The 13,552-nt window shown below is 73.8% G+C and carries 12 protein-coding genes; 10 read left to right on the top strand and 2 right to left on the bottom strand.

The annotated features are described in order from the left end of the window. Window positions 1–468: 468 nt before the first annotated feature. From ACX9TP_RS01080 to ACX9TP_RS01060, 5 genes are all read left to right on the top strand, one after another. Window positions 469–786 carry a hypothetical protein gene (locus ACX9TP_RS01080; protein WP_482977823.1) on the top strand — a complete coding sequence of 106 codons (318 nt, stop codon included), beginning with the start codon at window positions 469–471 and terminating at the stop codon, window positions 784–786. Further along, the gene (locus ACX9TP_RS01075) at window positions 783–2,126 is read left to right on the top strand and encodes an ATP-binding protein (protein WP_482977822.1); all 1,344 of its coding nucleotides are present in this window, start codon (window positions 783–785) and stop codon (window positions 2,124–2,126) included. Before ACX9TP_RS01080 ends, ACX9TP_RS01075 begins: the two co-directional genes overlap by 4 nt. After that, window positions 2,123–2,860: a hypothetical protein gene (locus ACX9TP_RS01070; RefSeq protein WP_482977821.1), complete on the top strand. Its 738-nt coding sequence runs from the start codon at window positions 2,123–2,125 to the stop codon at window positions 2,858–2,860. Before ACX9TP_RS01075 ends, ACX9TP_RS01070 begins: the two co-directional genes overlap by 4 nt. Continuing rightward, window positions 2,857–3,732 (top strand): methyltransferase domain-containing protein, encoded by an 876-nt coding sequence (locus ACX9TP_RS01065; protein ID WP_482977820.1) that lies wholly within the window; start codon window positions 2,857–2,859, stop codon window positions 3,730–3,732. Before ACX9TP_RS01070 ends, ACX9TP_RS01065 begins: the two co-directional genes overlap by 4 nt. 142 nt (window positions 3,733–3,874) lie before the next feature. Beyond that, a complete protein-coding gene (locus tag ACX9TP_RS01060; protein WP_482977819.1) occupies window positions 3,875–4,162 on the top strand; it encodes a hypothetical protein in 288 nt (95 codons plus the stop codon). Between the two features lie 70 nt (window positions 4,163–4,232). Here ACX9TP_RS01060 and ACX9TP_RS01055 read toward each other — a convergent pair whose 3' ends face one another. Further along, entirely contained in the window at window positions 4,233–5,369 is a 1,137-nt protein-coding gene (locus ACX9TP_RS01055; protein ID WP_482977818.1) for an aminotransferase class V-fold PLP-dependent enzyme, read from the bottom strand. A gap of 437 nt (window positions 5,370–5,806) precedes the next feature. Between ACX9TP_RS01055 and ACX9TP_RS01050 the strand changes: the two genes are divergently transcribed. Then, on the top strand, window positions 5,807–6,322 hold the full coding sequence (locus ACX9TP_RS01050) for a carboxypeptidase-like regulatory domain-containing protein (RefSeq protein ID WP_482977817.1): 516 nt from the start codon (window positions 5,807–5,809) through the stop codon (window positions 6,320–6,322). On the opposite strand, the gene ACX9TP_RS01045 is transcribed toward ACX9TP_RS01050, so the two are convergent. After that, the gene (locus ACX9TP_RS01045) at window positions 6,319–7,290 is read right to left on the bottom strand and encodes a LysR family transcriptional regulator (RefSeq protein ID WP_482977816.1); all 972 of its coding nucleotides are present in this window, start codon (window positions 7,288–7,290) and stop codon (window positions 6,319–6,321) included. The two genes, ACX9TP_RS01050 and ACX9TP_RS01045, sit on opposite strands and share 4 nt — an antisense overlap. Before the next feature lie 116 nt (window positions 7,291–7,406). Between ACX9TP_RS01045 and ACX9TP_RS01040 the strand changes: the two genes are divergently transcribed. From ACX9TP_RS01040 to ACX9TP_RS01025, 4 genes are all read left to right on the top strand, one after another. Continuing rightward, window positions 7,407–8,063, top strand: coding sequence for a hydrolase (locus ACX9TP_RS01040; RefSeq protein WP_482977815.1), 657 nt, complete (start codon window positions 7,407–7,409; stop codon window positions 8,061–8,063). Further along, on the top strand, window positions 8,024–8,716 hold the full coding sequence (locus tag ACX9TP_RS01035) for an NADPH-dependent F420 reductase (RefSeq protein ID WP_482977814.1): 693 nt from the start codon (window positions 8,024–8,026) through the stop codon (window positions 8,714–8,716). Before ACX9TP_RS01040 ends, ACX9TP_RS01035 begins: the two co-directional genes overlap by 40 nt. Before the next feature lie 220 nt (window positions 8,717–8,936). Then, window positions 8,937–10,190, top strand: coding sequence for a metallophosphoesterase family protein (locus ACX9TP_RS01030; protein WP_482977813.1), 1,254 nt, complete (start codon window positions 8,937–8,939; stop codon window positions 10,188–10,190). Further along, complete coding sequence (locus ACX9TP_RS01025) at window positions 10,187–13,453, top strand: AAA family ATPase (RefSeq protein ID WP_482977812.1); 3,267 nt, start codon at window positions 10,187–10,189, stop codon at window positions 13,451–13,453. The genes ACX9TP_RS01030 and ACX9TP_RS01025 overlap by 4 nt, the downstream gene beginning before the upstream one ends. Window positions 13,454–13,552 lie beyond the last annotated feature (99 nt).

Genomic DNA, 13,552 nt, shown 5'->3' with positions numbered 1-13,552 from the left:
ATCCGGCCGTGCCCACAACGACACTCCGCCCCTGTCCACTGCCGTGCACCCACCTGCCCCCGGGGGCGACGCCGAGCCGCTGGACAACAGTCCCGTGACTCATGGGTTTGACGGGACTCGCGTGGCACCGCTTAGCTCACCGTCAGGAGAAAAGTGCGGTGGTCAGCGCAGTCCGGCACCGCGAGGCAACATCCACGTCGGTGACTGGTTCCCGGGGGGGGCGACCAGCATGAAGCCTCGAGAAGGATTGATTCATTCACCCGGCGACTTCGGCGCCCGGGCCGTCTGGCGGCCGAGCCGCGCCATTGCCGCGTCCCACGTGCGCGAGGCCGCCGCCACGGACCCTCTGCGCGAGGCCGCGCCATGACAGCCCCGGAGGCGGACGCATGGACGGGGTGGCGACTCGGGCCGCGGGAAGCATGTACAACCACGATGGGGGCCTGGAAACGGGCCCGGGGGGGTATCTCAGTGGACGGCAGCAACACCACCAACACGCCTCGCATCGTCAACGTCACCCTGGCCAGCTCGCTGGGGGCCTACCTGCTGCGCACGCAGGAGCTGGGAGCGGTGGAGGGCCCGGAGGGCTCACTCGCGCTCCACCCGGCGCTGCAGCCGGTGCTGGAGGCGCTGCACCACGTCCTCGCTGGCGGAGAGATAGCGGTGCACGTGCTGCGCAGCGGCAACCCGGACATCGTCGCGGAGCTGGACCGCCGGGCGGCATACGCCACCCGGGAAGCCAACATCCTCAACAAGGTCTCCGGCTCCGCCCTCACCACCACGGTATGAGCGCTCGCAACGCCGTCACGGCCGCCTTCCGGCGGTGGACCCGCTCCCAGGACGCGGCCGAGGTGCTGGCCGCCGCGGGCGTGGGCCCCTGGCTGGGACTCACCGCCTTCGTGGTGGGCCTGCTGGCCGTGGCGGCGTGGGCGCCGGGCGCGCGTGACTTCTTCGGCATTCCCTTCGGCACGGCGCTGCTGTGCGCCGCGCCCATGCTGGCCAGCGGCCTGCTCTTCTCCGCCGTCCACCGGCGCCGCCGCCGAATCGAGCCGTGGGGCTGGCTGTGGCTCGCCGTCGGCGTGGCCACCGTGCACTTCTTCGTGGCCGCCCTCATGGCGCTGTCCGCGCTGCCGGGCGCCGCCGTCCTCGCGTCCCTCTTCCTCTTCACCACCGCCTTCCACGGCCGGCTGCACCGCGTGACGCCGCGCCAGCCCTTCCTCGCCCTGGGCACCGCGGTGGCCCTGGCCGCCGCGCTCCTCTTGCGCGCGGGCGACGAGCACCTGGCCCTCTTCGCCGTCATCGGCCCCGCGGCGCTCGTCGCCGAGCTCTACCTGGGCACCTTCGCCGTGCAGCATGACCGGGCCCGCGCGGACGCGGAGCGCCTGCGCGCCGCCGTGCACGCGCAGCTGCTGGAGCAGCAGGAGCGCGACGTGGGCCGGCTGTCCCAGGCGCTGGGGGAAATCCTCGGCTACCACCATGGGCTGGACAGCGCGCTCATGTCCGCGGGCAGCGCGGCGGACATGCTCACCGTCATGGGCGTGCAGCGGGGCGCGCTCGGCCGCGGGGAGTTCGAGGAGCTGGTGAAGAAGCTCCGCGACAGCCTGGCGCAGATAAAGGAGATGGTGACGGAGATACGCGCCAAGGGCCGGCGCTACGCGGGCACGGAGCCGGAGCCGGTGGAGCTGCCCCCGCTGCTGGAGGCGGTGCAGGCCAGCGTGGGCCTGCGCTTCCCGGACGTGGACATCCAGGTGGAGGTGGAGAAGGACGCGCCCCTGAGGGCCCTCATGCGTGGCGGCGCGCCCACCCTGCGCCGGGTGGTGGAGAACCTGGTGCTCAACGCGTGTGAGGGAGACGGCGAGCATGGCGCGGAGGAGGTGCGCATCCGCGCGCGCGTGGAGCCGCTCAGCGGGCGGCTGGAAATCGTCATCATCGACGACGGGCCGGGCTTCCAGGCCGCGCGCCTCACCGGCCCCGCCGAGGAGCTGTACACCACCAAGCCGCAGGGCACCGGGCTGGGCCTCTACACCAGCGAGTGCCTGCTGCGCGCCAGCGGCGGCATGCTGCACCGGCAGAACGCGCCCGGCGGCGGCGCCCTGCTGCGCATGCTCATTCCGAGGGAGTACCGATGAGCGGCGGAGCCCTGTACCAGGAGTCCCTGCGACTGCTCCGGCGGCTGGAGCTGCCGGAGGTGTCCGAGCGCGACGTGCTCGCCGCGCTGGAGGCGGGCCAGCCCGGGCCCCTGCCCCTCTTCTATGAAGCGGGCGCCGAGGCCGGGCTGCCCCGGGACATCCTGCTGGCGCGCGGCGCGGGCCTGTTCTTCAGCTTCTGCGCGGGCAACCTCGCCGACGACCTCATCGACGGCGACTGCACCTACCACGAGGCGCCGCTGCGCGTGGGCCCGTGCGTGCAGTTCCTCCTGCAGAACCTGGCCTTCGCCACGCTCTCGGGAGCGCCGGCCCGGGTGCCCGCGCCCGCGCTGGCGGAGGCCACCCTCACCCTGGCGAAGGCGGCCGGCCCCCAGGCGCTGGAGGTCCGCGCGCGCGAGTGGACGGCGCCGCTGTTCCGCCAGGTGGCCGAGGGCATCGCCGGCCAGCAGTGGGCGGCGTACCTGCGCGTGCTGTGGGCGGGCACGGTGCTGGAGGAGCGCGCGGCGCTTGCGGGCCGCGCGCTGGGCGTGGCCGCGCACGTGGTGGAGGACATCCGCTCGCGCGACGCGCGCTTCACCAGCATGCCGCGCGAGGACCGCAACGCGGTGGTGGGCTGGGCCCGCGCAGCCACCGAGTCACTGCGGCGGCAGGACCTGCGCTGCCTGGATGCGGCGCTGCGCCGCATCGAACCGATTCTCCCGGAGGTGGAGTCATGAGGGCTGATGCCCCGATGGTCGACGCGTGGCGTGACGAGGTGGCCGGGTACTACGACGAGAAGACGGAGCGGATTCTGCGGCGGTACGGGCCGGGGCCGCGCGTGCACTACCACGCCGGGCTGGTGGACGCGGTGCCTCCGCCCGGCTCGCCGGAGGACGTGGTGCGCGCGCAGGTGCACGGCGCGCAGGAGGCGCTGCTCGCGGAGCTGGCGCGCGCGGTGGGCCGCTTCCCCGACGGCGGCGAGGTGCTGGACGTGGGCTGCGGCCTGGGCGGCGGCGCGCTGTACTGGGCGGCCGAGCACCGCGCGCGGGTGACGGCGGTGACGAACGTGCCCGCGCACGTGGAGCTGGTGCGGGGCTTCGCGGAGACCGCGGGCCAGGGCGCCAGGGTGCGGCCGCTGTTGTGTGACGCGCTCTCCGTGCCGGGCCGCGCGTGCTTCGACGCGGTGGTGGCGGTGGAGAGCGCGTGCTACCTGCCGCGCGCCGACTGGTTCCGCCGCGTGCGCGCGCTGCTCAAGCCCCGGGGCGTGGTGGCCATCGCCGACTGCTTCCTCGGCCGGCCCGAGCTGGCCGTCCCCTTCGACAGGTACTGGCGCACGCGCATCGGCTCCATGGCGGAGTACCTGTCCGCTGCGCACGCCGCGGGGCTGGAGTTGGAGGTGCGCGACGACGTGTCCTCGCGCGTGGTGGGCTTCTGGTCCCTCACGCTGGAGCTGCTGGCGCACGAGCGGGCGGCCCTCGGCGGGCCGTACCCGTCGCGCATCTCCGCCTTCGCGGGGCGCGAGTCCAGCCGGGAGCACCTGCGGCTCCAGCAGGGGTTGATGGATGGCGGACTGGAGTACGCGCTGCTCGTGCTCCGCCGCGTGGGGTGAGCCGCCCGAAGCCCATGAGATGACGGGCCCGCCTGCCTGGCCGCTGACAGTGCGAGCAGAAGGCAACCGGACCGCGAGGACAGGTGCCGCGGAGCGTCAGCGCTCCCAGCCTTGGGCCAGTCATTTCATGGGAGGTGTCTCGATGAAGACCTGCAAGCGATGGATGGTGCTGGGCGCGGTGGCGGCGGCCATGACGGTGGCGGGCTGCCAGGAGCGCAACCGCGAGCAGGAAGGCGCGGGCATGGAGGGCACCGGTGGCGCGGGCGCCAGCGGCATGGGCAGCGAGGGACAGGGCACGGGAGGCACCACCCCCCCGCGCACCGGCACCGGCGGCAGCGGCATGAAGGCGGATGCCGGCATGAAGATGGACGCAGGCACCGGTGGCTCCGGCAGCATGGACGACACCACGCTTCCCGACACCCAGGAGTGATTCCGTCGGAGCACCTTGAAGGCGCCAGGGGTCCGGGCGGTGCCCGGGCCCCAGCGTCGCGTGCGTGCGCCTACAGCAGCGGCGCCAGCGCGGCGAGCAGCCGGTCCACGTCCTCCGGCGTGTTGTAGAGGTGCGGCGACACGCGCAGGTTCTCCCCGCGCACGCTGACGTGGAGGTCCTGCGCCGCCAGCCGCTGCGCCACCCCGGACGCGTACCCGCCCCGGCGCCGCAGGCCGATGAGGTGCCCCACGCGGTGCGCCTCGGGCGTGACTTCCAGCCGCAACCCGGTTGCACCCCGGGCGATGCGCTCCGTCAGCGTGCGCAGCGTGCGCTGGATTTCGTCCACGCCCCAGTCCAGCAGCTGGGTCAGTCCGGCCGCGGCCATGGGCACCAGCTGGAAGTTGCTGCGCTCGCCCACGTCGAAGCGGCGCGCGCCGGGCTGGTACGCGTCGCGGTAGTCCACCAGCCGGGCGAAGTCCTCGCTGCCCTGGCGCATCAGCCAGTTGTGCTCCAGCGGCTGGCCCTCGCGGTGCTGGGGCGCCACGTAGAGGTAGCCCTGGCTGTAGGGCCCCATCAGCCACTTGTAGCCGGCGACCACGAGGAAGTCCGGCCGCACCGCGCCCACGTCGAAGGGCAGCGCGCCCACCGACTGCGTGCCGTCCACCGCCAGCGCGGCGCCCACCTCGCGTGCCCGCTCGCCCACGCGCACCAGGTCCACCCACGCGCCGTCCGTCCAGTGGCAGTGCGGCACCGCCACCACCGCGCAGCGCGAGTCCACCTGCGCCAGCACCGCGCGCGTCCAGTCACCGTCCTCCGGGCGGTCCACGGTGATGACCTCGGCGTGCGCGCGCCGCGCCACTTCCTGCCACGGGTAGAAGTTGGAGGGGAACTCGCCCGCCAGCACCAGGATGCGCTGGCCCTGGCGCACGCGCACGTTGGCCGCCGCCACCCCCATGCCGTAGCTGGCCGAGGGCACCAGCGCCACGCCGTCCGCGTCCGCGCCCACCAGCCGGGCGAAGAGGCCGCGCAGCGCTTCCGAGTGGGTGAAGAAGTCCTGTGACGTCAGGCGCCACGGCTGCGCCTTCATCCCCAGCGCCGCCTCGCCCGCCGCGCGCACGGCGCGCAGCTGCGGGGACATGTACGCGCAGTTGAGGTACGTGACGCCGTCGGGAATCTCGAAGAGGTGTCGCTGGCCAGGCAGGGGCATGGTGGGCGCGCAGTCTATTGCCGCGCGGCGCGGATGGCGGCGCTTTCGACGGGCCGGCGCCCGGCCCTGTTACCGTGTCGAAACAGGCGGAGGGCGCTCGCACATGCGTCGGTGGATGTCGGGGCTGCTCATCGTCGCCGTGCTCGCGCTCGGAATCCTCGGGCTGCTTCGCGCGGCGCGGAAGCCCGGCGCGTCCCCCCCGGAGCAGACGGCTCCCTCCACCGTCATTCCGCGCACGTCCCGCGCCTCCGTCACCACCGCGGCGCAGCGCCCCGGCGCGGGCCGCCACCTCCGCGGCACGGTGGTGGACACGCACGGCGCCCCCGTGGCCGGAGCCCGGGCAGACGCTCTCCGAGCTGCCCTGCCCCGAAGGCGCACTGGAGCCCTACGAGGACCCGAGGGACCCGAGCCTCCGGGGCCGGATGCTCCCCGAGTGCATGAGTCATGTCACCGCGCTCGTCACGGAGCTCGTCGGCGCGCGCGAGGGCGAGGCCCCCGTCTACGCCGAGGCCACCACCGGCGCGGATGGGCGCTTCCACCTGGGCCCGCTGCCGCGGAGCTTCTACTTCGTCTTCGTCGCGAAGGACGGCTGGCTGCCGGCGCTCGAATCCCTCGACGCCCCCCAGCAGGAGGTGACGCTCCACCGTCCGAGCCGCCTCGACGGCCGGGTGCTCTCCGACGGCGCGCCCGTCCCCGGCATCGAGGTGCGCGTGGCCCCCGACGAGGACCTCGCCGGGGGCACCGCACGGAGCGTCGCCACGGACCCGGACGGCCGCATCTCCCTCGTGCTCCCCGGGGGCCCCTACACGCTCAGCGCCGCGCGGGTGCAGTTCCGTGGAGACACGGGCAGCTTCGACTCCGTGTTCGCCGCGCGAGGCCAGCACGTCCAGCGCGGCCTGCTCCAGGTCCACTTCCAGGAGCAGGAGGGCGGCGTCACGGTGTCCGCCGACTAGCGCTTCGCCCCGGCGCCCTTGCGCGCCCGGGAAGCACCGCCGCCTCCGCTCGCGTCGAGCATCCCGGCGAGGTCCTGGCGCTTGAACTCGGCGACGACGAAGTCCACGAAGACGCGAGTCTTGGCGGGCAGCTGCCGGTGTCCGGCGAAGTAGAGCGACATCGGGCCGATGTCGGCGTACCAGTCCGGCAGCACCCGCACCAACGTGCCCGCTCTCAGGTCCGGCAGCGCATCCAGCGTCGCGACGAAGGCGATGCCCAGGCCCATCACCGCGCACTGGGTGAGGGCCCTGGGGTCATTGAGAATCATGCGCGGCCGCATCTCGACGGCGGCCTGCTCGCCCGCGCGGTTGCGCAGCGGCCACGAGCGGATGCGCCCGGTCAGCGGTGAGCGCAGCAGCAGCCCCTCGTGGCGCGGGAGGTCGGCGGGCGCCTTCGGCATCGACATGCGCGCCACGTAGGCCGGCGAGGCCACCGCGATGATGTGGGCCCGGGCCAGCTCCCGTGCGGCCAGCCCCGAGGGCAGGTCGAAGCCCCCGCCAATCGCCGCGTCGAAGCCCTCGTTGATGAGGTCCACCGCCCGGTTGTCGAAGTGCCAGTCCGGCACGATTGCGGGGTAGCGCGCGAGGAAGTCCTTCAGCAGGGGCACGAGGTAGCCGTTCCCGAAGGCGGGAGCCATGCTGACCTTCAGCACGCCCGCCGGCTGCTCCGCCGCCAGCGACACGTTGGCGATGGCCGTCTGGAGCGTGTCGAGCCCGCCGCTGACCTCGCGCAGGAAGCGCTCTCCCGGCTCGGTGAGCGTCAGCCCGCGCGTGCTGCGCTGGAACAGGCGCACGCCCAGCCGGGACTCGAGCCGCGCGACATTCTGGCTCACGGCCGCGGGCGTCAGGCCCAGCCCGCGCGCAGCCGCGGAGAAGCTGGAGGACTGCGCGCTGCGCACGAACGACTCCAGGGTGATGAGGGTCTCCATGCTTTAAACATCCTGTTGAAAGTGATGCTGTGCATTGCCCTCTACTCCGAAAGGCGGCCCACCTTCATCATCGTTTCCATCAGCAACCCACCCCGGCTGTTCCTCGAGACGACACCATGACTACTTCCCGCAACCCGAAGGCTGGCCTCGACGCGCTGCTCACGCCCGACAACTGCGCGCTCATCCTCATCGACCATCAGCCGTTCCAGTTCGCCGGCCTGCGCAGCCACGACACCCAGACGGTCATCAACAACGTCGTGGGGCTGGCGAAGGCCGCGAAGCTGTTCAACGTCCCCACGCTGCTGACCACGGTGGTGGAGGAGCGCGGCGGCTACCTCCTCAAGCAGCTGCAGGATGTCTTCCCCGAGCAGAAGCCCATCAACCGCACCACCATCAACACCTGGGAGGACGCGCGCGTCGTCGAGTGGGTGAAGAAGACGGGCAAGAAGAAGCTCGTCATGGCCGCGCTGTGGACGGAAATCTGCCTCGCGATGCCGGTGATTCACGCGCTCGGCGAGGGCTACGAGGTCTACATCGTCACCGACGCCTCCGGTGGCGTCTCGCTCGAGGCGCACGAGGTGGCGATTCAGCGGATGGTCCAGGCCGGCGCCGTGCCGCTCACCTGGACGGTCTTCGCGTCCGAGCTGCAGCGCGACTGGGCCCGCGAGGCCACCGTGCCCGGCATCGCGAAGCTGCTCGTCGACCACATGGGCAACGTCGGCACCAGCTTCACGTGGGAGCAGCAGCTCCTCGACACGCCTCCCGCGAAGTGAAGGCGCGGAAGGCCATTCCATCTCTGGTGCAAGGGCAGTCCCTGGAGCGTGTCATGAAGATTGGAATCGTTGGCGCGGGCAGCATCGGTCAGGCCCTGGCGGGCCACATGGCGAAGGCCGGCCATGAAGTGATTGTCAGCAACAGCCGGGGCCCGGAGACGCTGGCGGGCCTGGTGCGCCAGCTCGGCCCCCGGGCCCGGGCGGGCACGCGGCAGGAGGCGGCGGCCGCGGACGTGGTGATGCTCTCCGTCCCGTGGGAGCAGGTGCCCGGGGCGCTGTCCGGCCTGCCCGCGTGGAATGGCCGCATCCTCGTGGATGCCACCAACCCCGTCCTCCTTCCCGGCTTCCGCCTCGCCGACCTGGGAGGGCGCACGTCGAGCGAAGTCGTGGCGTCGCTCGCCCCGGGTGCGCGTGTGGTGAAGGCGGGCAACACGCTCCTCGCCGCCGTGCTCGCGGCGGACCCCCGGCAGTCCGGAGGCCGCCGCGTGCTGTTCATGTCGGGAGACGACGCAGGCGCCAAGACGGAGGTGAGCAGCCTCTTCGGGCAGGCGGGCTTCGCCACCGTCGACGTCGGCGGCCTGGCGACCGGCGGCAAGCTGCAGCAGTTCCCCGGCGGCTCGCTGCCGACGCTCAACCTGCTCGAGCTGGACTGAGTCTCCCCGGCATCCGACCTCCAGCGGAGTCCCTCCACGAGGGGGCCACCCCATGGCCGGGGTTGGCCCCTTCACGGGTGTGCTGTCTCCCCGTCTACATCCGGTATGGCGGTCAGCCGACGCCGCCTCGTCGCGGAGGGCAGGTCGCTGTCCTCCAGCCATCGGCGCGGGGCCGGAAAATCGGGCCCTCTCGCGGCTTCGGGTACGGTGGGAGGCGGCCATGCCCTTCAAGTTCGTCCATGCCGCCGACCTGCACCTGGACACGCCGTTTCGGGGGGTGGCCGCGCCCGGGCCCCTGCCCGGCCGCTTCCAGGAATCCACCTTCCGCGCCCTCGCCCGCATCGTCGACCTGTGCCTGCGCGAGCGCGTGGCCTTCCTGCTGCTCGCGGGAGACCTGTTCGACGTGAAGGACCGCTCGGTGCGCGCGCGCCTCGCGCTGCGCCGCGAGCTGGCCCGGCTGGACACCGCGGGCATCCAGTCCTTCATCGTCCACGGCAACCATGACCCGCTCAGCGGCGACACCGGGACGCTGGGCCTGCCCGCGTCCGTGAAGGTGTTCGGCCCGGACTGGGAGGAAGCGGACGTGGTGCGCGAGGGCCGCCACCTGTGCCGCGTGCAGGGCATCTCCTATCCCGACGTGGAGGTGCGCGAGGACCTGTCCGCGCGCTTCCGCCGCACCGGTGACGGCTTCAGCGTGGGGCTGTTGCACGCCAACCTCGGCGGCGCGGAGGGCCACGCCAACTACGCGCCGTGCACGGCGGCGGGCCTGGGCGCGCGCGGGCTGGACTACTGGGCCCTGGGCCACGTGCACACGCGGGCCGAGCATGCGCTCCCGGGTGGAGGCGTGGCGGTGTACCCGGGCAACCCGCAGGGGCGCCATGCGCACGAGTCCGGCGAGCGGGGCTGCGTGCTGGTGGAGGTGGAGGACGGCGGCACGCGGCGGCGCTTCGTCCCGGTGGACGGCGTGCGCTGGCACAAGCTGGAGCTGCCGCTGTCCGGCGTGGGCACGCTGGACGGGCTGGTGTCCACGGCGCTGGAGGCGGTGGAGGCGCAGTGCGCGTCGGAGCTGGACGGGCATGCGGTGCGGCTCACCCTCACCGGCCGGGGCCCGCTGCACCGCGAGCTGGCGCGGCCCGGGGCGCTGGCGCAGGTGGAGACGGAGCTGCGCGAGCGCCTGGCCCGGGGCCATCCGCCCGTGCTGCTGGAGTCGCTGCGGGACGGCACGCGCCCGGAGCTGGACGTGGAGGCGCTTCGCGCGGCGGGCGGCTTCTCGCGCACGCTGCTGGACGAGGCGCGCTTCCTCGCGGAGAGCCCGGAGGAGCTGACGCGGCTGTGGGAGCAGGAGGCGCTGGGCAGCCTGGGCCAGCGGCTGAAGCGGCTGGGCGTGGACGTGCTGGCCACGCCGCGTCCGGAGTGGGTCGTCCGGGCCGGGCTGCACGGAGCGGAAGCACTGCACGAGGAGGACGCGCCATGAAGCCAGGGCTGCGCATCGACGGGCTGCGCGTGCAGGGCTTCGGCCGCTTCTCCCAGCTCCACCGCGAGCTGGGGCCGGGGATGCACCTGCTGTACGGGCCCAACGAGGCGGGGAAGAGCACGCTGCTCGCCTTCCTGCGCAGCATGCTGTTCGGCTTCGAGAAGAACGGGCACCCGGAGCGCTACGAGCCCCGCGACGGCGGCACCTTCGGCGGCGAGCTGCGGCTGACGACGGAAGCGGGGCCACTGCTGGTGCGGCGCGTGGCGGTGAACAAGAAGTCCACCCGGGGCGAGCCGACGGTGCTCGGGCCGGACGGGCTGCCCCTGCCGTGGGAGCGCGTGCAGGACGCGCTGGGCCATGTGTCGCGCGAGCTGTTCTTCGACGTCTTCGCCTTCCGCCTGGACGAGCTGGCCGGCTTCGAAAGGCTCACCGAGCAGCGCGGCGCCTCCGAGGCCCTCGTCGCCGCGAGCATGCGCGGCGCGCGCAGGCTGCCGGAGGTGGTGGCGCAGCTGGAGAGGAGCGCGGGCGAGCTCTACAAGCCGAAGGGGCAGACGCCGCTCCTGAATGAGGCCCTGCGGGCCCTGGAGGACGTGCAGACCCGGCTGCGCGAGGCGGGAGACCGTCCGGCGCGGTACTTCGCGGAGAAGGAGCGGCTGGCCGCGCGAGGTGAAGAGCAGCGCGTGCTGGAGGCGGAGTTGCACGACGCGGGCCGCGAGCTGGAGCGGCTCGGGCGGCTGGAGGCGGCGCTGGCGGACGTGTCGGCGCTGGCGGAGGCCCGGGCGGAGCTGGCGTCGCTGCCGGAGCTGGAGCACTTCCCCGAGGGCGGCGAGGCCCGGCTGGAGGACGCGCTGCACCGGCGCAGGAACTACCGCGCGGAAGGGGCGCGGCTGGCGGAGAAGCTCTCGACGGTGGACGCGGGGCTGGCGCGGCTGGCCTTGCCCTCTCCGGTGCGCGGGCGGGAGGAGGCGCTGCACCTGGCGCTGGCCGCGTACACGGAGCGCTCGGGGTTGCTGCGGGCACTGCCCGCGCGGCGCGCGGCGGTGGAGGAGAAGCGCCGGCAGGTGGAGCGCGAGCTGCGGGAGCTGGGGCTGCCGGTGGACGGGCCCGGGCTGCTGGCGCTGGACTTGAGCGCGAGCGTGCGCGCGGCGCTGGAGGAGCTGGCCACGCGGCTCGCGGCGGTGGAGACGGAGCGCCGCGAGGCCCTGGGCGCTCGGATGCGGACGCGCTCGGAGCGGGAGCGGCTGGACGGCGCGGTGGCGCGAGCGCGCGGGGAGCTGGCGGGGTTGCCGGACGTGCGGCCGGCGCAGGTGCGCCAGCATCAGGCCGGACTGGGGCGGCTGCGCGGCGTGCGCGGGGAGCTGGACCGACTGGGTGAGCAGCGCGCCGAGCTGCGGCGACAGTTCGAGAGCGCCCGTGCGCAGGGAGAGCCGCCTCCGGTGGAGGTGGTGCTGCCCATGTGGTGGGTGCCCGCCGTCGCGGGAGTGACGGTGGTGCTCGCGGTGGTGGCGTGGCTGCTGGCGGGGACCGTGGCCGGAGCGCTGAGCCTCGTGGGCGGACTGGTGCTGACGGGCGTGCTGGAGGTGGCGAGGCGCCGCGTGGAGGCCGCGCGCGACGCGGGGCTGGAGGCGCACGCGGCGCGGCAGCGCGGGAGGCAGCAGGAGGAGGAGCGGCTGCGCTCGACGCTGGCGGGGCTGGCGGCACGCGAGGAGATGCTGCACCGCGAGTTGCTGTCCGCGGCGGCGGAGGCCGGCATGACGCCGGTGGCGACGGCGACGGACCTGGCGGCACGGGAGGCCGCGCTGGCGGAAGCGCTGGAGCAGGCCGGGCGGCGCGAGGTGCTCCTGCGCGATGAGGAGAAGCTCCGGGAGGGGCATGGCGAAGCGGTGCGTGAGGAGCAGCGCGCGGAGGAGACGCTGCGGGAGACCGAGGCGCGACACGGGACGCTCGCGAAGGAGCTGGCGGAGCACCTGTCCGCGCGGCACTTCCCTCCCACGCTCCCGGCGCTGGCGGCCCTGACGCTGTGGCGGGACGCGGCGGCGCTCCGGCAGCGGCTGCTGGACGTGGGCACGGAGGAGGCGGCGCTCGCGGTGGATGAGCGGGCCTGCGCGCCCGTGGCGCTGAAGCTGTGGGAGGAAGCCGAGGCGGCGGGACTTGCTTCGGGACTGGTGGCCACGGTGACGAGGGAGAGCGTGGCGAAGCGAGCCACCGCCATCATGGCGGCGCTTCCACCGGGCGCCCTGGAGACTGTCGCCGCGCGGGTCGCCGCCGCGCTGGAGACGGCGCGCGAGGAGACCGCCGAGCGCCGGGTCCTGGAGGAGAGCCGCCGCGAGCTGCTCGCGGAGAAGGCCCGGCTGGACGGGCTGTCGCACGAGGAGGAGCTGGCGCTCGCGCTGCTGCTGGCCGAGGGCGGTGGCGCCGACGAGGAGTCCTTCCGCCGCCGGGCCGCGCAGGCCCGCCGCTACGCCGAGCTCACGCACCGCGCACGCGAGCTGTCCCAGCGAATCGAAGCACGCACCGGCCTGACGGAGGCCCACGTGCGCGAGGCCCTCCGCGAGGTGGGCGGAGAGGAGGGACTGCACGCCTCCCTGGGCTCCCGGCGCGCGCGCCACACCGAGGCCCAGGAGCGGCACAAGGCCGTGCTCACGGAGCTGGGCGCCCTCAACAACCAGCTCGAAGCCTGGGAGAACGACGACGAGCTGGCGCGGCTGCGCATCGAAGAGGAAGCGCTGCGCGCACGCGTCGCCGAGCTGGCCACGCGCTACGCCGCCGACCGCTTGACGCTGGCCCTGCTCGCCCGGGCCCGACGCCGCTTCGAGGAGGAGCAGCAGCCGCGCGTGGTGCAGCTCGCCTCCGAGCACTTCGCCGAGCTCACCGGAGGCCGCTACCGCCGCGTCTTCATCCCCACGGGAGAGGAGCGCGAGCTGCGCGTGGGCGACGGCGAGCGAGACTGGAGCGCGGCGCAGCTCTCCCGGGGCACGCGCGAGCAGCTCTACCTCGCCTTCCGCCTCGCGGTGGTGCGCGACTTCGGAGAGACACGCGGCGCGCTGCCGCTCATCGTGGACGACGTGCTGGTGAACTTCGACCCGGAGCGGGCCCGTGGCGCCATCCGCCTGCTGGCCCGGCTCTCCACGCAGCACCAGGTGATTGCCTTCACCTGCCACCCCTGGCTGCGCGAGGCCTTCGCCGCCGAGGGCGCCCGGGTGCAGGAACTGGACTCCAACCTGAGCGCGGCCCAGCCCGCTGCCGTGCTCCAGGCCGGCTGACGCAGCAAGCGGGTCCGGGGAGCTCGAGGGAGCGTCCTGTTCGGAAATGTCGGGGGTTTGCGCGGCGAAATGTCCCGACATTTCCGAACAGCACGCCCC

The sequence above is a fragment of the Pyxidicoccus sp. M15 genome (assembly GCF_056858435.1).
This window is presented reverse-complemented; position numbering and strand designations above follow the sequence as displayed.